This is a genomic window from Sorangium sp. So ce385 (genome assembly GCF_051474135.1).
Lineage (GTDB): Bacteria > Myxococcota_A > Polyangia > Polyangiales > Polyangiaceae > Sorangium > Sorangium cellulosum_D.
The window spans coordinates 2021538-2040936 of record NZ_CP150337.1; the positions used below are offsets into that span (position 1 = coordinate 2021538).

7 protein-coding genes are annotated in these 19399 nt (G+C 70.3%); 5 read left to right on the forward strand and 2 right to left on the reverse strand.

All coding sequences use genetic code 11. The features are described from left to right. The first annotated feature begins 11 nt into the window (after positions 1 to 11). The 5 genes from WME83_RS07440 to WME83_RS07460 are packed head-to-tail and all read left to right on the forward strand — an operon-like array spanning position 12 to position 15260. Positions 12 to 3794 (forward strand): hypothetical protein, encoded by a 3783-nt coding sequence (locus WME83_RS07440; protein WP_437318555.1) that lies wholly within the window; start codon positions 12 to 14, stop codon positions 3792 to 3794. A 59-nt stretch (positions 3795 to 3853) separates the two neighbouring features. Continuing rightward, the gene (locus WME83_RS07445) at positions 3854 to 5362 is read left to right on the forward strand and encodes a hypothetical protein (protein ID WP_437318556.1); all 1509 of its coding nucleotides are present in this window, start codon (positions 3854 to 3856) and stop codon (positions 5360 to 5362) included. A gap of 20 nt (positions 5363 to 5382) precedes the next feature. Next, entirely contained in the window at positions 5383 to 7671 is a 2289-nt protein-coding gene (locus WME83_RS07450) for a hypothetical protein (protein WP_437318557.1), read from the forward strand. Between the two features lie 13 nt (positions 7672 to 7684). Then, the gene (locus WME83_RS07455) at positions 7685 to 8800 is read left to right on the forward strand and encodes a hypothetical protein (protein ID WP_437318558.1); all 1116 of its coding nucleotides are present in this window, start codon (positions 7685 to 7687) and stop codon (positions 8798 to 8800) included. 7 nt (positions 8801 to 8807) lie between these two features. After that, positions 8808 to 15260: an RHS repeat-associated core domain-containing protein gene (locus WME83_RS07460; protein WP_437318559.1), complete on the forward strand. Its 6453-nt coding sequence runs from the start codon at positions 8808 to 8810 to the stop codon at positions 15258 to 15260. Between the two features lie 393 nt (positions 15261 to 15653). Here the strand turns inward: WME83_RS07460 and WME83_RS07465 are convergent, their stop codons facing one another. Together WME83_RS07465 and WME83_RS07470 are read right to left on the reverse strand one after the other, a co-directional pair. Further along, positions 15654 to 18167: a TIM-barrel domain-containing protein gene (locus WME83_RS07465; RefSeq protein WP_437318560.1), complete on the reverse strand. Its 2514-nt coding sequence runs from the start codon at positions 18165 to 18167 to the stop codon at positions 15654 to 15656. Between the two features lie 260 nt (positions 18168 to 18427). Continuing rightward, entirely contained in the window at positions 18428 to 19237 is an 810-nt protein-coding gene (locus tag WME83_RS07470) for an SDR family NAD(P)-dependent oxidoreductase (RefSeq protein ID WP_437318561.1), read from the reverse strand. Positions 19238 to 19399: the final 162 nt, after the last annotated feature.

Sequence of the window (19399 nt, forward strand, 5' to 3'; positions counted from 1 at the left end):
TGGAGCGACGCATGAAACGACTGCTGTCTTCATTGGCCCTTGGTCTCCTGCTGCTGCCTTCACCTGCGCGCGCCCAGGAGATCGAGTGCGTCCCCTCGAACGAGGCCGCGATCCGCGCGGAGGTGGGGCGCCTCGTCTCGGAGCTCAAGATCGCGCAGTACCGCGCGAACATGGCGCTCCTCGAGGGCAGCTTCGGCGAGCTCGAGGCGCTCGTCGGCGCGACGGGGAGCTGCCCCGAGTCCATGACGGTGCGCGTCTGCGACGCGGAGTGCTTTTACCAGCGCGCGAACGTGTATCGCTTCCGCGCCACGGGGCTGCCGCTCCTCGACGCGAAGGGGGGCTCCTCGCCCGACGGTGCGCTGACGAGCCCCGCAGAGCTCCTCGCGCAGGCGACGAAGGGGCTCGAGGTCGTGGAGCAAGGGATCGCGCGCCTCCCGCGGCAGACGAGCTCGGGGACGGGCGAGGAGCAGAAGAACATCGCCTTCAACCGGTACCTCAAGGCGATGGCGCAGCTCCAGGGGCTCAAGGCGAACCTGCTCGTGGCGGCGGGCGACGTCTGGTACCGCGAGGCGTCGGTCGCGCGGCTCGACCACATGAGCTACCTGGTCGGCGAGGCGCTCGGCGACGCGCCCGCGGCGGACGGGGACAAGGGGAGCGAGTACTACAAGGCGGCCACGTATTACGATCAAGCGTTCTGGCTCGTCCTCGAGGCCAAGCACTCGCTCCCGAACCGGGATCTCTTCACCGCCGAGCTCGCGACGCTCTCCACGATCGAGAAGGACGTGACGCTCCGCCTCGACTCGGTGCGCAAAGGCTACCTGTACATCAACATCGATCCCGAGGATTTCCCGCTCGTCAGCATCGAGCGGCTCGGCCAGCAGCTGCGGATGCAGGAGGCCGCGATCGAGCAGCAGGACCAGAACATCCAGAACATCCTCGAGGTGTGGGCGCGGAAATACACCGATCTCCAGAACCAGAAGTTCGACATGGCCAACATGAAGCACTCTCGGGCCATCGAGCTCGAGGTGTACAAGATGGCGCAGCTCCAGGATATGGCCGAGCAGCTCAAGAACGACGTGCAGCAGAAGCTGAGCGCGATCCAGGGCGACATCTCGACGTTCGAGCTCGAGCAGAGGATCCGCGTGCTCGAGCTGGCCTTGAAGCGCGAGACCAAGGAGCTACAGAACCAGATCGTGCTCCTCCGGGGCCAGCGCGAGCAGGATCTCCTCGCGCTCGACCAGGACGCGGTGCGCGAGCAGATCGCCGAGATCCAGTTCAACATCGACATGACGCTCGCCGCCTTCAACTTCGAGATGCAGCGCGACGGCCTCGAGCTGCAGAGCGACGAGCTCTCGAACCGGATCGACGCCGACGACAAGGAGCTCGAGCTCATCGACAACCGCAAGGCCCAGACCGAGCGGCAGATCGCGCTCGAGCAGAAGCGCATCGAGGCCTCCGAGATCATCACGAGCCGGCTCCGGGCCTCGCAGGAGACGGTGTTTCAATCGATGCGCGTCCCGGTCGTGCACCAGATCTGCTCGATCGACGCCGAGCTCGCGTTCTACACCGGGGCGGCGCAAGGGTTCACCGACCCGATCTCCGGCGCCTCGTGCGCGAGCCTGCCGTCCATCGAGGCGCCGAAGCCCGAGCTCCTCGACGAGATCTGCATGGCGCGGAAGGATCTCTCCACCAAGACCAAGGAAGAGATCGAGAAGATCAGGGCGTGCATCGACGGCTCTGGCACGAGCTGCTCCACGAAGGACGAGAACCTGAAGCGGGTCGCGGAGGAGCTCTATAAGCAGAACCTCAAGATCTTCGACCACCAGCGCGAGATGTGGCAAACGACCATCAATCAGATCAACGATCGCATGCGGGCGCTCGACGCCGCGATGGCCGAGCAGAACGGCCTCGATGCGCTGAAGGGGGCTGCGCTCGCGCTCTCGGCCACGGCCGCCGTCCTCGCGGCCATCCCGGACGGCGACACCGGCATCATGGGCATCTTCCCCGTCAAGACGTTCCGCATCGCAGAGGCGGTGGCGGCGTCGGCGAAGGTCCTGGCCGACACGGCCGCTCAGGTCTACGAGTGGCAGTTCGGAGAGCTGCAGTTCGAGCAGATGATCGCGCAGGAGAAGCACGAGCTCAACGTCCGGGTCGAGGAGCTCAGGAGGGAGATCGCGGCCCTCGATATCCACAAGCTCGTCGAGGAGTGGACGAAGAAGCGGGCCCTCGCCGAGATCTCGGTCCAGCTCGCGCAGCTCGACAAGGAGCTCGTGGAGGTCACCGGCGAAGAGGAGATCCAGGCCATCCAGTGCAGGCTCGACCGGGGGGAGATCACGGCGACGGTCGCGAAGCTGCGGGCCGAGCGCGCGGGGCTGGTGGCCGACCTCCAGACCAAGTCGGACGAGTCGGCGCTCGTCGACTTCGACCTCGACGAGCAGGAGAAGGTGCGCGAGCAGTCCCAGATCGAGATCCAGCGGCTCACCCTCGCGCTCGGGGAGCTCGACATCGAGGCGAGCAGGGTCCAGCAGGACAAGCGGAACCTCCTCGCCATGCGGTCGTCGATCGAGGCGCAGATAAGCCGGATCAGCCACTACCAGGGGAGGGTGCACGATCTCGAGGGGCACTACGACGCGGCTCGCCAGGTGCTGAACGACATCCGGGAGAAGATCCGGCAGAACACCATCAACATCTCGGAGGGGCAGATGGCGTTCCTCGCGTCGGTCATCGAGGACGAGCGGGAGGCGACCTTCGCCCAGATCGAGGACCTCCGCCGGCAGATCCGGATGGTGGAAGAGGCGAAGGACCTCGAGCACGAGCTCTTGGCCATCGAGCGGGAGATGCGCGACGCGCTGCTGGCGAGCCGCGCTCACATCATGGGGCTCGTCGAGATGGCGCCCGTGAACGAGGCCGCCGAGGTCCTCTTCTGGGACTTCGAGGACATGCAGGCGGAGCTCACGCGGGGGGCGACCGAGTTCCTCGAGGCCAAGCGGCGTGTCGTCGAGAACGTCAACTTCACCTACAACCTGTACCGGAACCGCTACAACGTGCTGAGCGACTTCGCCGGCGACGTCGGGCACCTGTCGCCGGACAGGACGTTCATCGGGACGGCGACCGAGCTGGATTCGTTCCTCAGCGACTGCGGGACCGTGGGCTCGAGCGAGGTCTGCCGGCCCTCGTCGCTCGCCTGGAGCACCGCGACGATGGCCGGCAGCGTGGCCGAGTTCACGCTGGAGAAGACGAGCGGGCTCGTGTCCGAGCTCCTCGAGAACGGGAGCGTGCGCTTCGAGATATCGCCCTTCGCTCGCTCGCAGGAGGACAGCCGGAACCTCGGCAACTTCGTCCTCTGGGACGAGATGACGATGAACGAGAGCGAGCCGATGCGCCTCGTGCACGTGCTGGCCGGGGTGTCGAGCTCGTCGTGCCGCTCTCAGCAGGTGCAGGTGACGCACCTCGGGTTCGGCACCGTCTTCTCGCGCCTGTCGAAGGACAGCAGCGAGATCGTGCCGAGCCTCCTGGTGAAGCGGCCGGTCACGGCGCTCATCCCGATGTACAGCGGCTTCGACATGGATCTCATGAACGATGAGTACCTCCGCTTCCGCCGCGGCCCGTACACCGCAGAGGGGCTCGAGCGCCGCCTGACCGATGGCCTGATCCAGAACGCGTATCCGTTCGTGGGTCATCCGCTCGTGGGGACGTACGAGCTCACCGTCGACGAGAACCTGGTCCGCTGCCTGAGCGAGGGTGCTCCGTCGTTGAAGCTCGGGTTCATCTTCGTGCGCAAGCCGGTGCGCTGACGTTCGTGCGCAGGCCGGCGAGCGGAAGGGTTTCTCTGAGGACAGAAGGAGTCTGGTCGATGGTTCGACAGGATTTGGCCTCCTACATCCCGCTGGTCGTCGCGGCGGCGTGCGCGACGCTCCCGGCGACGAGGATGGCGGCGGCCCAGGAAGACGAGGAGTGCTTGCGCGACCTCGCGTCGTGCGATCTGCAGGAGCGGAAGACGCACCTCCGGGCGCAGATCTGGTCCGGCTCATGCGAGCCGTCGCAGTGGGACGCGCTCCCGCGGCAGGGTTATCCCATCGAGCTGGTCGGTGGGAGTCCGAAGGTCAAGGTGGGGCCGCGCGCGCCGGTGCACTTCCTGAACGGGGTGTGCGAGGCGCATCGTCCGGACGGCGACGTCGACCACGGCCTCCACGAGCTCGAGAAGGCCGCGACCGTGGGCCTGCTCCCGTCGCAGAGGAACGCGGCGGCGCTGTTCGAGGGGCTCCTCCACTGCCAGAAGCTCGCGCAGCTCGAAGATCGGTACCAGGGCGAGCTCACCACGAGGCTCGCTCCCCGCGAGCAGTTCTGCGCGCACCGGGGCATGGCCAAGGCGAGCTTCACGCGCGTGCGGTGGGAGGGGCTCGAGATGAGCTACGACACGACGGCGTTCAGCCTGACGGGGCACGCCGAGAGCATGGCGCAATGCTATGCGGACTACCTGCACGGAGGGTATGACGCCACGTGCGGTGTCGTGTCGTCGCCCTCGCCGGCGGCCATCGACGCGGCGGCGGAGGCCGCCTCCCGCGACATCCTCGCGGATTACTTCGGCACCGCGACGGAGGACGCCCCTCCCGACGGCAGCGCGATTCCGCCGCTCAAGGCGATGCTGGCGCGCAAGATCGAGATGGCCGACAGCTCGCTCGAGGAATCGGCGGCGCTCGTCGGCGGCCTCGTGAAGAAGAAGGATCTCCTCGTCAGCTCCTACCAGGGGATGGCGTCGATGTTCTGCCTCCCGGGGAGCGAGACCACGGGGCTCTGCTCGGGGCCGCTCCCCTCCGCCGTGGCGCGCCTCCACGAAGGGTACGAGCGCGCGGTGCTGCGGAGCCAGACGATCCTCGACTTCGTCGATCGCTGGGTCAGCGGCCTCTACGAGTACCAGGGCAAGGACGTCCGCGTCGAGCTGCAGAGGAGCCATGAGGGCCTTCGCGACATGCTCGCGCGCGCCGAGGCGCCGGCGATGCCGAACGAGATGACCCTCTTGCAGAAGCTCGATCTCATGAAGCGTGACATGGCGTTCCTCGTCGACCGGAGCGCGGTGGAGAGCGAGATCCTGAGGCGGCAGTGCAGCATTTACTTCTGCGAGATCCGGAACCGCAACCGGACGTTCTTCACGAACGCCTGCAACCAGATCGACGCGGTCGCCGGCCGCCCGGTGAAGGACGTGAACGCGCTCTGCGCGGCCGACGTCGCCGGGACGGTCGTCTCCGGCACGCAGACGGCCGCCGCGCTGTGCGCGAGCGTGGGGCTCCCGTCGTCGTACGCCTCGAACACGGCGATGACCGCGAGGGCCGTCGACACCTGCATGAGCGAGTTTCATCCGTGATCTTTCGTAGCGAGGCCAAGTTGAACACGCGAAGATGGTTGTGGGCGCTCGTCCCGGTCGTTGCGAGCGCGTGCGGAGATGCGGGTGAGCCCGAGATGGCGGTGACGAGCGAGCACGCCCTCCTGGCCGCCAGGCCGACGCTGTTTCGCTACCGCGCGATCGGCGAGGCGGGCTCGGAGATGCGGTATGCCGCCGAGCTGCCGCAGGAGGACGGGACGACGCTCCTGCTCCGCCTGGAGGGGTGCCTCGACGAGCGCGTCGTGCGCGAGCTCTTCGGCGTGAGGCAGAGCGCGATCGCCGAGCGGACCGACGTCGTCTTCGACGCGACGACGCCGATGATCGCGTGTCCGGACCGGATCGCCGCGGACGCGAACGTCTACGCGGAGCCGAGGACGCAGGGCCTGTCGCGCCTCGAGGTCCGGCTGGATGGCGAACCCCCCGAGGCCGGGCCCGGGCGCTATTTCGTCATTCCCAACCGCTGCGGCGGGCTGATGAAGCACCTCGGGATCGCCGAGCGCGCGCGGCGCGCGCCGGCCCCTCCCCTGGGGAGCCCCGGGTGGACGCCCGAGCCGGGCGCCACGCCGATCGAGCTCTCGTGCGCGAACGAGCGCGCGACCGAGCCCTACGACGGCTGGGAGGTCCACTCGGCCTGGTTGCCGAGCGTGGAGTTCCGGTGGATGGTGCTCGTCAAGAAGGGGGATACGTCGTTCTTCGTCGAGTCGCTCGACGGGCGGCCCTACAACGACCTCACCGACGCCGAGCGCGAGAGCGGGCTCGCCGGCCTGAGGAGGCTCCTCGCCGTGCCGAGCTCGTCGGAGTCGACCGACGTCGTCCCGGAAGACGAAGAGATCCGGCCCGACATGCCGTTCTTTGATGTGTGCCTCTCGCGGTGCGGCGCGGCGGACTGGGTCCCGGCGCACAAGGTCCTGAGGGACGGTTACCTCGAGTGCGAGAGCGGGTCGCTCGATCCGACCACCGGCGGGTGCCTGGACGGGGCGCGAAGGGACTATACGGACCGCCTCGAGCTCAACGGGACGACGAGCCGGCGCGCGCCGCTCGGCGGCGTCGTCCTGGATCTGCCCCTCTGCACCGCGGGCGAGACCTGGGAGCGCCATTTCGGCCTCACGGGCCACGACGGCGGCGGAACGTGGCTGACGCGGCTCATCGCGGCTTACAACGCCGGCAAGAGCGAGGGCGCGGCGCCCCCTTCGGTCTCGCTCCCGTGCCTCGTGCCGGACCGCACGTGCTCGGTCACGCTCCGCGAGGGCGCGGACCTGTCGACAACGACCGTCGCCACGTTGACGCGGAGCTGCGCGGTGGACGCCGAGGCCCTGGAGGTCCGCGTGGGCAAGGGCGCCACGTTGAGCCGGCAGCCGTTCACCTTGGACGCGGCGGTGCTCCCCGCGAGGATGCGCAGGGTGCGCATGGTCGGCGTGCCGGAGGGATCGATCATCAGCGTTGCGCAGCCGACCTGCGGCTTCGGCACGGGCGCCCCGTGCACCGAGGCGCAGCCGGCCATCTCGGTGCAGGGGGATCTGACGGTCGATCTCGAGCACCTCCGGCTCGTGTCGCGCCCGCCGACGGGGGGCACCGCGGGCCCGCCGAAGCCGCTCGCGCGCGTGGGCGTGCAGGCGGCGGGCAGCGCTGTGCGAGGGCTCGTCCTTCGGGTCCGCGACGTCGTGATCGGCGGCGACACAGCGCCGGTGTTCTACAAAGGCATCGTGTTCTCGGGAGGCACGCTCGCGCTCCACAGCTCGAGCGTGCGCGCCTTCACCGACGGGGTGTCGGCCGACCGGGCGCGCGTATCCATCGTTTCGTGGCCGGTCGCCGGGGCACATACCATCGAGTCGCTCGCCCAGCCTGGGCTCACGGCGGACGACCTCGTGGATCTCCGGGGGGCGTGGATCGGGGGCTCGGTCGCGAGCTTCCGCGCGCTGACGCTCAGCGCCGACGTGCAGGCCTTCGTCGTCGGGATGCGCGTGTCAGGTCCCATGGCGGTGGCGTGGAGCGACGACCGCGCGACGTGGCCCGAGGATGGTCTCCTCGCGGTCGACAGCACGTTTACGAGCACGCCCGGCTACTTCGATCGCGAGTCGGTCATGCTCTCGGTGACGGGCAGGAGCCAGCTTAACTTCGTGAACACCAGGGTCGCCAACTTCGGGCACGTGCTCCGCTGTCCCTCGCGGCTGTCGGGAGGGACGGCGAGGATCATCTTCGACAGGCCGGAGTTCAGCGAGATCACGTATGGCCTGAGGCAGGGCGCTTGCACCTTCGAATCGGCGACGCTGTGGGATCCCACGGGCGAATAAGGCGAGAAGAACCATGACAAAGAGAGAGAGAATCGGCGCCGCGGCCGCGGCGGTGGGGATCGTGTCTCTTGCGCTGTCGCTCGCGTACCTCGTGCTGCGGCGCGCCGAGGTCGATCGGGGTGTGGATCTCGAGCTCGCGCAGACGGTGAGCGCCGAGTTCGGGGCGCGCGTCGAGGAGCTCTTGAAGCCTTATCTGGAGGGGCACCCGGGCGTGCGCGTGCGCGTGACCTACAGGCCCCTCGCGTCGGAGGGCCTCGCGGGGGCCGGGGGCGCGCACCTCGTCCTGCGTTCCTTCGAGCCCGCGGAGGCGGACAAGGTCGCGCCGCTCTTCGCCGCGGACTACGCGGTGCTCGCCTATGACCGCAGCCGCGTCGCCGAGCCGCCGGCGAGCTTTCCGGATCTCATAGCGCAGGCGCTCTCGATGAAAGCGAAGGGAGAGGTGGCGTACGGCCTCGCGCTGCCCGAGGAGGCCTATCACCTGCTCCCGTTCTTCTCGGACGTCTTCTGGTCCGAGGCGCCGCCCCAGGAGGCAAAGGCGAGCGCGCGGGACGCCTTCGCGCTCCTCGGTGATCTGCGCTTCTCGCGCGGCCTTGCGCCTCATGCGTGCGCGTCGGACTGCGCGGTACGCCTGCTCGTGGAGCGGCAGGCGCCGTTCGCGATCCTCGGCGAGTGGCGGATCCCCGAGCTCCGGCGCGCGCTCGGCGAGGACCTCGGCGTGGCGCCGCTGCCGTCGCTCGCGCGCGGCGGGCCGCCGCTCAGGGGCGTGCGGCGCATGTACGGCGTGGAGCGCGCGCCGGCGCGGAAGGATCGCGAGGCGAGCGCCGCGGACGGCGTTGTCGCCTACCTCCGCGGCGAAGGGCAGAAGCGTGTCTTCGCGGTGCTCGGAAAGCTGCCCTTATCGGAGCCGCCGGGCGCGCAGGGCGGCGTCGCAGAGGCGCCGGCGCCCGAGCAGGCGGAGCAGGAGCGCGCGCTGGGCGCGCCCGCGGTTTCGGTGGATCGCGCGAGCGTGCGCGCCGCGGAGACGGCCCTCGCCCCGGTCTGGATTGATTTTGCCGACGGGCGCATCGGCGCGGAGGGGGCCGCAAGCGCGCTCGTCGACAATGCAGTGGCAATTCGTACGATGGAGTGAATGAAGGATGAAGAGACGAAGATGGTTATGGTCTGGCGGTCTGGCCCTCGTGCTGGCCGCGTGCGGGGGCAACGTGCCCGGGGACGACGTGACGAGCTCCGAGGAGGGGATCGAGCGTGCGGCGTCGTCGGCGGGCGTGTCGCCCAGCGATGTGTCGGCGCTGGCGCCGCGGCCGGGGCTCCGCGTCGCGGTCTCGCCGGAGCGCGGTGAGCTGTCGGCGAGCCTTGCGTTTCCCACCTTGCCGTCGCGCGGGTCGTCCGCAGCGGAGGTCGTGCTGTCGTCCGGGTCGGTGCCGGCGGACTTCTCGGCGGGGTTCGGCGTGGGGTTCAGCCTGAGCGTGCCGTCGATCCAGATGACGACCGACCTGGGCGTGCCGTATCGGGCCCGCGAGTCGGACACGCAGGATACGCTGGCGCGTCTGTCGCTGGGCGCCGAGCGTCTGGTCTGGGTGAAGACGGAGACGGTGAGCGGTAAGAGGAAGATCGAATACCGGCTCGATGCCGCGGAGTCGACCGTTCGGATCTACCGACATATGGACGGCGGGACCGTGGCGATCCGCGGTGGGTCGGGCGCGCTGGAGAGCCTTTCGTTCACCGGGTTCGAGGTGGTGTATCCGGACGGCCGGCGGGAGATCTACAGCGAGGACGCGACCGTGGCGGAGGGGGTGGCGGGCTCGACGTCGTTTTCCCCGACGCGGTGGCCGCTGGTGCACGCCATCTCGCCGACGGGCGACGCGGTGTCGTACGAGTACACGAAGGCGGGCGAGCGGTCGTACCTCAAGAGCGTGCGGTTCGCCGGGGGCCGCTCGGTGTACACGCTGGAGTCGGTGGCGCGGCGCGAAGAGCGGGTGAGCCACCTGATGGGCTATCCGCAGGGGCCGGGGCAGCTGTACACGAAGCTCGTGGCGAGCTTCGACGGCGAGCCGATGTCCACGTGGTGCTTCGTGCACGCGGTGTCCGGCGAGGGCGGCCCGGAGCTCGTGACGCATCCGGATTGTCAGGCGCTGGCGGGCGAAGACTTCGAGCCTGACCGGCAGCGGGTGGCGGCGGCGCTGAGCAGCGAGAGCAAGCTGCTGGGGGTGGTTCGGTTCGGGCGCGGCCAGGGGCCGTTCGATCGGTCGACGCCGGCCGAGCCGCTGATCCGGTTCCGGTACACGGCGTGGGGAGCGGACGACCTGAGCGGCCACGAGCTGGTCTATGACATGGACGTGCCGGACGTGTTCGGCTTCGGTCCGAGCGGTGGCTCGGAGCTGATCGACATCAACTCGGACGGCCTGACGGACATCGTGCGGTATTCGGCGCGCGAGGGGGTGAGCGTGCCGTCGTACAACAGCGGAGATCTCGCGGAGGCGAGTCTGTTCACGCCGAGCGGCACGCCGCTGACCGTGGAGCGGACGATCGGCGGGGTGTCGCGGAGAGACGTGCCGCGGTTCGACGCGGCGGCGCAGGTGACGAGCGTGTTTCTCTCGGGCGACTTCGACGGCGACGGTCGAACGGACCTCGTGCAGGCGACGGCGTCGGGGACGCGAACGGAGCTGGCGCACTATCCGGGCCGCGCGGACCGGGCGCGGCCGTTTGCGGCCGCGGTGAGCTCGAAGGTGCTGGAGGTCGAGCTGGCGCGGTTCGCGCGGGGCCGGACGCAGGCGGTGGACCTGAACGCCGACGGCAAGGCGGACCTGCTCACGACGGTGGCCGGGTCGACGGACAGCACGTGGACGGCGTTCATCAACGTGACGCGGCCGGGCGAGAGCGCGCTGTCGTTCGTGAAGCTGGAGGGGCTGACGTTCCCGTACCGGCAAGGGGCGGGGACGGAGCTCGACAACCCGGCGTATCGGTTCCTTGACGCGAACGGCGACGGGCTGACCGACTTTGCGGTGATCCGGTCGAGCGGGGCCGGGGAGAAGGGCATCTGCGTCTACGAGAACCAGGGGAAGGTGAACGCGGCGTACCCGACAGGCGGGGCGCCGGTGGCGAGGCTGGTGGCGGGAGCGCTCTTGTTCGGGGATCCGAGCGCGAGAGACTCGGTGTGCGCGCAGGGCCGCTTCGTGTCGGTGTCAGGGCTGTCGGCGAGCCAGAACGTCAACGCGATGTGGCTGATGGACGTCAACGGGGACGGGGAGATGGACCTTGTCAACGTGACGGCGGCGGCCAACGAGCTCAGCGTGCGGCTCGGACGAGGAGAGCGGGGCTTTGCCGCCGAGCGGCGCATGCCGCTGGATGAAGGGGTGTCGGTCGATCCGGAGAACAAGTGGAACACCCGGGTCCTGGACATCGACGCGGACGGGCTGGAGGAGATCCTCGTGTACGAGCCGAACGCGGGCGGGGGCCGGCTCAAGGTCATCGACTTCAACCGAGACGGGGTGAAGAACCTGATCGGCCCTGACCTCCTTGCGGAGGCGGAGGAGGGCCCCGGGCTCAGGCACGCGGTGCAGTACGCGACGAGCACGGACGAGCTGATCCGGGATGCGCGGCGCTTCGGCCGGGATGACGCGCGGGTGCGGGCGCTGCCGTCTCCGGCGACGGTGGTGAAGCGGCATCTGACGGCGGTGGGGGACGAGGCGCCGCGGGTGCGGGAGTTTCAGTACCACGCGCCGTACTTCAACGAGCGAGAGCGCGACTTCGCAGGCTTCGGGCAGTGCGAGGAGCTCGATTACGGCGACGACAGCTCGGCGAGCGTGGTTTTCCGGCGCGCTTACCAGGTGGCGTCGGCGGCTGCGCCGGTGAGGCGCTTCTTCGCTGGCAAGCTGGCCACCGAGGAGGTCTTCCACCCGCGGCTGACGAGCGCGCAGGCGGCGCGGATCGCCGCGAGCGCGAGCGCGTGGCCGCGCGGCATCGACGGGGCCTCGCAGACGGCGGAGACGTGGAGCGAGGAGCCCTACGCGGTGGAGGCGCTGCTCGGCGTGCACGAGGAGGCGTGGGCCCTGGTGCCGCCGGCGCCCGGGCCGAGGACGCCGGCGTTCTTGCGGCAGACGAGCTCGCGCGACGCGCAGTGCAGCGGAGCGGCGTCGTGCGCCGAGGCGGCGACGGTGACGCAGACCAACACGTACGACACGGCCTACAACCGGCTCGTGCGCCAGGAGCAGTCGCTGTCCGCGGTCGCCGGGCCGAACGGGACGGAGCTGCCGGCGCGGAGCTACGTGAGCACCTTCACGTACGACGCGGGCTGGGAGGCGCGCGGCGTGCTGACGGCGGTGCGGGAGCGATCGCTGCTCGCGGGGGCGTCGGGGCGGGTGCTGCAGAGGACATCGTATGAATACGGGTCCGACCTTCCGCTGCCGGTGCGGGTGACGCAGCCGATCCTCATCGACGCGGAGGCGCTCGCCGCATTGCCCGCGGCGGTGCGTGCGCCGCTCGTGGCGCCGCGCACCCAGGTGCAGGTGTCACGGTATGACGTTTTCGGCAACGTGGTGGAGACCTCGGACACGCTCGGGCTCGTGGGCACGAACTTCTACGACGCGACCGGCGTCTTGCTGGTCGAGACGCGCAACGCGCTCGGCCACGCCACGCAGTACTGCTACGGCACGACAGGCTGCGCGCTGATCTCGCTCGCCCCGCCGGCCGAGGGCGTCGTCCCGGCGCGGAGCTTCTTGCCCACGCATGTCCGGACGCCGCAGGGCGAGGTGGAGCTCACCGAGTACGACGCCCGCCATCGTCCCATGCATCGGGTGCGCTCCAGCGGCGCCGAGAGACACATCTCCTACCGCGACGCCGGCGCGCAAACCCCCGCGCTGGTTCGCGTCACCGAGCGGCGCACGGCGGAGGACGCGGGGAGCGGGCTTATCGAGCGACTGGCCGGCTTCCGGGCGGACGGGCTCTCCGTCGGCCAAGCGGTGAAGCACGAGGCCGGGGGCGCGCGGGTCGTCGCGTTCAACCGCTATGGGCGCCGGGGCGACGCGATCTTCGACGCGCTCCCGTATTCGACCGCGGTGGATGTCGGCACAGCGTTCGATGGCGGTCGCTTCCCGTCGCCCGAGGGCACCGCGCGCGGCACGGCCGCGGCCTACGACGGGCTCGGGCGCGTCGTGGCCAGCACCGATGCCGCGGGGCTTGTCGCGCGCATCTCCCATCATCCGTGGGGCCAGCGCGTCGAGGAGCAGCGCGGTGGAAGCGATGGGCCCGTCGAGACGCGCCTCAGGGTGGCGCGCGGCGACGAGGTCTACGCGCTCGTCGACGAGCTCGGGCAGGTGCAACGCTACGAGCGCGACGAACGCGGCAGCCTGCGCGCCGTCGCGCCCGCAGGGGCGGGAGCCCCGCGCCGCATGGCGTACGACTCGGCGGGCAACCTCGTGATGACCTCGCTCTCGGGAGGCCTCACCCGCCTGTGGGTCCGCGACACGCGCGGTCGGGCGACGGAGATGCGCACGTGGGATCGGGCGTTCGCTGTGTGGGAGAGCGTCGAGACGACCTTCGACGCGCTCGGCCGCCCGACGGACATCTTCGCGTCCTCCTCGTCGCGCCCGGACGGCTGGGATGAGCGCTCCTTCGTCTACGACGGTCGGGAAGGGGACGCGCAGCGCCCCGAGCTCATCGGGCAGCTCGTCGAGGCGACGACCTCGGATCGGGTCAGCGGGCACCTCGTCCACGATTCCTTCGCGTACGATCGCGACGGGCGGACGATCGCCCGGACGATGTCCCTCGATGCCGGGGACACGCGCCGCGACTACGAGGAGCGCTGGACGTACGGCCTCGACGGGACGGTCGCGTCGTACCGCGATCCGTTCGGCAACACGCTGTCGTTTGCGCGGACGTCCTGGGGCGCGCCGTCGTCGATCGCCTGGTCGGCCGGGGGGCGCGCGGCTGCGCCGCTCATGACGGAGATCACCTATGACCCGCGCGGTCAGCTCGCGAGCTACCGTATCCCCTCCACCCGCCTGCACCGCCAGCTCGGCTATGACCCGAGCTCGGGGCAGCTCACGCACCTCAAGGCGTGCGCGGGCGAAGGGGCGGACCCCTGTGCGCTCGGGCCCCTGCAGGACGTCGCGTATGACCGCCGCGCCGATGGGCGTGTCCTCGCGGCGCGCGAGAGCGCCCCGCGCGCGGCGGCGTCCGGCGCCTCCTCGTACACCTACAGCGCGCGCGGCGAGCTGCTCGGAGCCGTCGTGGCGGGCGTGGCGCACACGTATGCGTATACGCCCGCTGGCCAGGTCGCGTCGTTCGGAGAGGGCGCCGAGGCACGGCCGTTCGTCGTCGAGGCCGGGCGCGATGCGTTGCCGTTGCCCGAAGAGGGCGGTGGTCAGCTCGACAGCTTCGGGCGGCTCACCGCGTTTGGGCGCTTTCGCAACGCCGAGTACGACCCCTGGGGCCGACTCCGGCGCGTCGAGGTCGACGGCGGCCTCTTGGTGTACGGTTACGATTACGCCGGCGAGCGGCTCTCCAGGCGGATGTTCCGCCGCGAGGGAGGTCGCGAGGTGGCTGGGGCGCTCGTGGTCTACCCCACGCCGAGGACGCGTGACGATGGCGTAGAGCGCCAGACCCTCGTCCGCGTCGGAGGCCACCGCGCTGTGGTGCTCGTCAACGAGGCGCGCGTGCTCTCGCTCATCGACGACCAGCTCGGGGTCGTCCAGCGCGTTGTCGACGAGCGCGGCGAGGCGGTGTTCACGGCCGACACGACGCCGTTCGGCGCGCTCGCGCGCGACGTCCAGCCAACCGCTCCGGGCCTCGGCAGCACCGAGCTGGTCCTCGGCTTCACCGGCCAGCTCCGCGATCCAGAGACCGGGCTCGTGCACATGGGGGCGCGCGACTACGTGCCAGCGCTCGCGAGCTTTACGACGCCGGATCCCTTTGCGCTCGGCGAGCCCGAGCTCTGCGCGAGGAGCCCGCTCGAGTGCCACCCCTACGCTTACGCCGGTCACGACCCCGTCAACTTCGTCGACGAGTCGGGCCTCATGATGGGGAGTTCCGCAGGTGGGGGGCAACAGGCGGGGCGGCGGCCTCGCCCGCAGCCCTTGGTCGCCCCCCCTACCCGCGCGCAACATATCGTGCCCGCAGACCTCAGCGCGCCGAAGATCTACACCACAGGACGCCCGGGAAACAGGCGCGAAGGGGTAGAGGTGGAGTCGCTCACGAACATCCATCAGCTGGACTTCAATCAATCTTACGTGTTTGTCGTTACCAGGAACAACGTCGTCCACGTGGCGGCGGTGAATCAGGGCGCCCGCGCGCTGACCAATGCGGGTAATCCACGCCCGATCACCCACGACGATCTGGCGGAGCCGGGCGGCGACAATCGGGGAGTCGCTCAAGCGGGTGGCAGGCTGACTCCGGGAGTGAACTCGGTTTATGGGAACCGTTTCTTTAGAGCGGACCTCGATTCTACGTATTCCAATGGCAGCACGCGCTCGGATGGGCAGCAACTGACCCAGGTCCACCTGGACGCCGTGAGAAATCTCCTCGCAGCCCAGGGCGTCCAAAATCTTCATGACGTCGTCTGGAGAGTGAGGCAGCCAGGGGATACGTATTAGCAGTAGCCGTATTGGCCGTGACGCATCGGATGGAGGCTCGCGGCGCGCCGCGACAACGCCGATCCCGGGCTGCGGGTTGCCATGCGCGACGCGCAGTGCAGCGGAGCGGGGTGCGGAGGCGGCGACGGTGACGCAGACCAACACGTACGACACGGCGTACGACCGGCTCGTGCGCCAGGACCCGCCTGCACCGTCAGATCGACCATGATCCGAGCTCGGGGCAGCTCACCCATCTCCGCGCGTGCGCGGGCGACGGCCCGGCGCCGTGCGATCGTCGGGCCCTGCAGGACGTGACCTTCGACGCCGCGCCCGGCACGCCCGCAATGGCCGCCGGCGCGAACGAACGGGCGCCCCTCGCCCCTCTGCTCACGCTCTCGGGCCACTGGTCCGCGCTCACGGCCGGAGCCGGAGCACGTCCCAGCGGACGCGCCGCGCGGGGCCGCCCTTCGCGGTGAGGGTGACGTCCCCGAGCGCGATCTCCGAGCTCTCGGCGAGCTTCGAGGTGGCGCGGAGGCGCTCCACGTCGCCCTGGCTCGTCGCGAGGAAGCACGACGCGCACGCCTCGATGGTGGCCGCGCTCGCCTCCTCGAGGGCGCCCGGGTTGCCCTGCTCCGCCCCGCGCGACGCCTCCAGCGTGGTGCCGTCGGCGAGCGTCAGGCGCGCCCGCCCGCCAGGCGGGAGCGCCACCAGGACGTCGAGCCGGTCGCTCACCTGCTCGAGCGTCACCACCGACGGGTCGGTCGCGGGCGCCAGCGTGTCGATGCTCGGGTCGAGCAGCGGGAGGATCTGCCCCGAGACGAGCAGGAGCGGCAGCTTCTCGAGCGGCGCCGGGATCACCTGCTCGCGGCCGCCCGCGTAGGCCGTGAGATCGTCGAGATCGACGTACTGGGCGCCGGGCGGCAGCCACGCCTTCCTCGAGGTCTCGCCGCGCCGCACCACCGGCGCCACGTAGAGGGCGGGGCCCAGGTAGTACGCGTCGTCGACGGACCACGCCGCCGGGTCGCGCGGGTGCAGCAGGAACGGGTGCATCGACAGCGGCTTGCCGCTGTTCGCCGCCTCCTCGGCCAGCGTCATGAAATACGGCAGGAGGCGCGTGTGCAGGCGGGCGTACTTCGCATAGACGTCCTGCGTCGCCTGGTCGTTCCAGAGCTTCCATTTCGTCTTCTTCGTGACCGGATTGGAGCACGCGTCCTGTTCCATCATGATCGGCGACGCGGCGCCGAGCTGGACCCACCGGAGGAAGACCTCCTTGTCGTTGGGGGCGCTGGTGATGCACTTGAATCCGGTCATGTCGCTGCCCCAGTAGGGCACGCCCGACATGGACAGGTTGAGCCCGCCGCGCACCGCCGACGGGAGCCCCTGGGTCTCGTCGAAGGTCGCCTCGGCGTCGCCGCCCCAGACCGCGGGCACGAGCGCCTGGGTCCCGCTGTAGCCCGAGCGCACGAAGAAGAGGTAATCGCCGGGGCGCTCCTCCTCGAGGAGCTCGTGCGCCGCGCGCGCCGAGAGGACCGGGAACTCGTTGTGGACCTCGGCGCCGCGGCGGCCGTCGTGGAACACGGCGTCGTGCGCCGTGTACTCGCCGAAATCGTGCATCCAGCCGTCGTAGCCGAGGTCGAGCGTGCGGCGCAGGAGGTCCTTGTACCAGGCCACCGCGTCGGGGTTCGTGAGATCGACCGCGGCCACCGTGAGGAGCTGGCCGGAGATGAAGGTGGTGAGCGAGGGCTCGCCGTCCGGGCCCTTCACGAGGAAGCCATGGTCCTTTGCGTAGGTGTAATCGGCCTCGGCGTTCGGCGCGTTCTCGGCGATGTAGGGGTTGTTGTAGGCCATGACCTTGTAGCCGGCGGCGTGCAGGTCGCTCGTCCACTGCGCGACCTCGGTCTCGACGCCGAGGTGCGAGAGCGCCGGGAGGAAATGGAGGGCGTCGTCGATCCCGGTGATCGGGATCTTGCGCTGGCGCATGAGGAGGTATTCGTCGACCCCGTCGATCATCGCTCCTCGGTTGACGCGCCGTCGCGGGCCGAACACCCACGGCGCGGGCACGGGGGCGCGCCCGGTGTCCTCGGTGTAATCGGCGATCGCCGCGAGCGGCTCGGATCGCACGTAGATGGTGGTGGCGAACGAAGGCGCGTCGACGGCCATCCGCCACGTGTCGCTCGCCTCGCTGCCGAGGTGGACCTCGCTCCGGAACGTGGTGTCGAGGTGGACGCCGTAGCCCTGGCTCGAGAGGAAGAACGGGACGGGGAAATAGGTCATCGACGGGCCGTTCGGATACGGATTGCCCGGCCCTGCGGGCGCGTCTTCGCCCTGGCCGAGGCCGCCCTCCTCGGCCCACGCGTACAGCGATTGGCCCCGGTGATCGACGGTCGCGAAGCGCTCGCCGAGGCCGTAGAAGTGCTCGTCCTGGCCGAGCGCGAACGAGAGGCTCGTCTTGTTCAGCGCGCCGGGCTCCGCCTGGCCTTCGGCCTCGCGGGCGTCGAGCGCGAGGCGGACGCGCGGGCCCTCGAGCGACACGTCGAGCGTCAGGAAGAGCCCATCGCGGGCGAGCTCGAGCGTGGCGCCGTCGCTCCGTTCCGCGCGGACCGTCGCGTGGGCGGCGCGCCGCCAGGGGCCCTCGATGGGCGTGAACTCGTCCCAGCCGGGCAGGAAGCCCGTGCGGTGGACGGCCTCGTCGATCGTGGCCGCCGGGCCGCCGTAGGCGCCGTCTCCGGCCCCCGTCACGGTCGCGAGCACGGTGTTGCCCTCGGCGTCGAGGATGCGCAGCGCGAAGGGCGCGGTGTGGATCTCGACCGCGGCGTCGGGGGACTCGAACCGGAGCAGCCTGTCCTCGGGCCCCGGAGGCGCCGTGGAGCTGCACGCGGGCAGGAGCAGGGCGACGAGGGCGAGGGGCGGAGGGAGCGGCGAACGCATAGGAGATGCCACGATACCAGAGGTCACCACGGTCCGGCGTACACGAGGCCACTCGGAGGCGCGATGACGTGAGCGCTATTCTGCGGAAGACGAGGTGATCTCATGAGTTGGATCACATCGATTTCGAAGCACCGGGTCGGGGGGTGAGGTGCTTCCGCCGAAGGCGGTGTCTTTTGAACCGCCAAGGCGCCAGGGGCGCCAAGAAGATCACGAAGATCTTGGCATCGCCTGTCGACCCGCCGTGGCCGGCGCGCCCCGGATCAGTGCCCCTTGCGCGTCAGCCGGGGCATGACGACGTCCTGGAGCAGCGCGGGCACGGCGCGCTTCATCCGCCACATCCACCGGCCGTCGCGGTGGGGCACCGCGTAGAGGCGGTCGGCGTCGACCGCCTCGATGGCGAGCCGCGCCACGTAATCGGCCTGGACGCCCTTGCGCCCCATGAGCTTGCGGACGGTCTCCCGGGTCGCCTGATCGAACCCGCGTCCGCTCTCGACGATCTTCGTCAGGAAGAAGGTCGGGCAGAGCACCGTCACGCCGGCGCCGTACGGGGCGAGCTCGAGCCGCAGCGTCTCGGAGAGGGCGACGACCCCGGCCTTGGTCACGCAGTACGAGGCGGCGCCGGGCATGGAGAGGAAGCCGGCGGCGGAGGCGACGTTCAGGAAGTGCCCGCTCCTCTGCTCCTTGAAGCGCGGCGCGAACGCGTGGCAGCCGTGGATGACGCCCCAGAGGTTGACGCCCATGACCCACGCCCAGTCCTCGAGGGGGGTCTCACCGACCTCCCCGCCCGCGGACACGCCCGCGTTGTTCACGACGAGATCGACGCCGCCGAGGGCGCGATCGGCCTCGCCCACGAGCGCCGCGACGTCCTCGCTGCGGCTCACGTCGCAGTGGACCGCGTGCGCCTCGCCGCCGGCGCTGGCGACGAGGCGCGCCGTTTCCCGGGAGCCTTCGTCGTCGAGGTCGGCGAGGAGCAGCTTCGCCTGACGGCCCGCGAGCTCGATGGCGAGCGCGCGGCCGAGGCCCGAGGCGGCGCCGGTGATGACGGCGCGGGGGTGCTTGGGGAGGGGCATGGTGCAGGCGCATACCACGGAGGCTCTCCCACGCGCGAGCTTCCGGCGCGCGCTGCGAGCGGGCGCCCGCCACGGATCGTCCCTCGCGCTTCGACCACAAAACAAGGCGCCAAGCACGCCCGAGGAGACCGCGCTCCCCGAGCATCCTTGGCGCCTCGTCGA

Coding starts and splice junctions, on each gene's coding strand:
- WME83_RS07440 (WP_437318555.1), top strand. CDS start 12: ATGAAACGACTGCTGTCTTCATTGGCCCTTGGTCTCCTGCTGCTGCCT.
- WME83_RS07445 (WP_437318556.1), top strand. CDS start 3,854: ATGGTTCGACAGGATTTGGCCTCCTACATCCCGCTGGTCGTCGCGGCG.
- WME83_RS07455 (WP_437318558.1), top strand. CDS start 7,685: ATGACAAAGAGAGAGAGAATCGGCGCCGCGGCCGCGGCGGTGGGGATC.
- WME83_RS07460 (WP_437318559.1), top strand. CDS start 8,808: ATGAAGAGACGAAGATGGTTATGGTCTGGCGGTCTGGCCCTCGTGCTG.
- WME83_RS07465 (WP_437318560.1), bottom strand. CDS start 18,167: ATGCGTTCGCCGCTCCCTCCGCCCCTCGCCCTCGTCGCCCTGCTCCTG.
- WME83_RS07470 (WP_437318561.1), bottom strand. CDS start 19,237: ATGCCCCTCCCCAAGCACCCCCGCGCCGTCATCACCGGCGCCGCCTCG.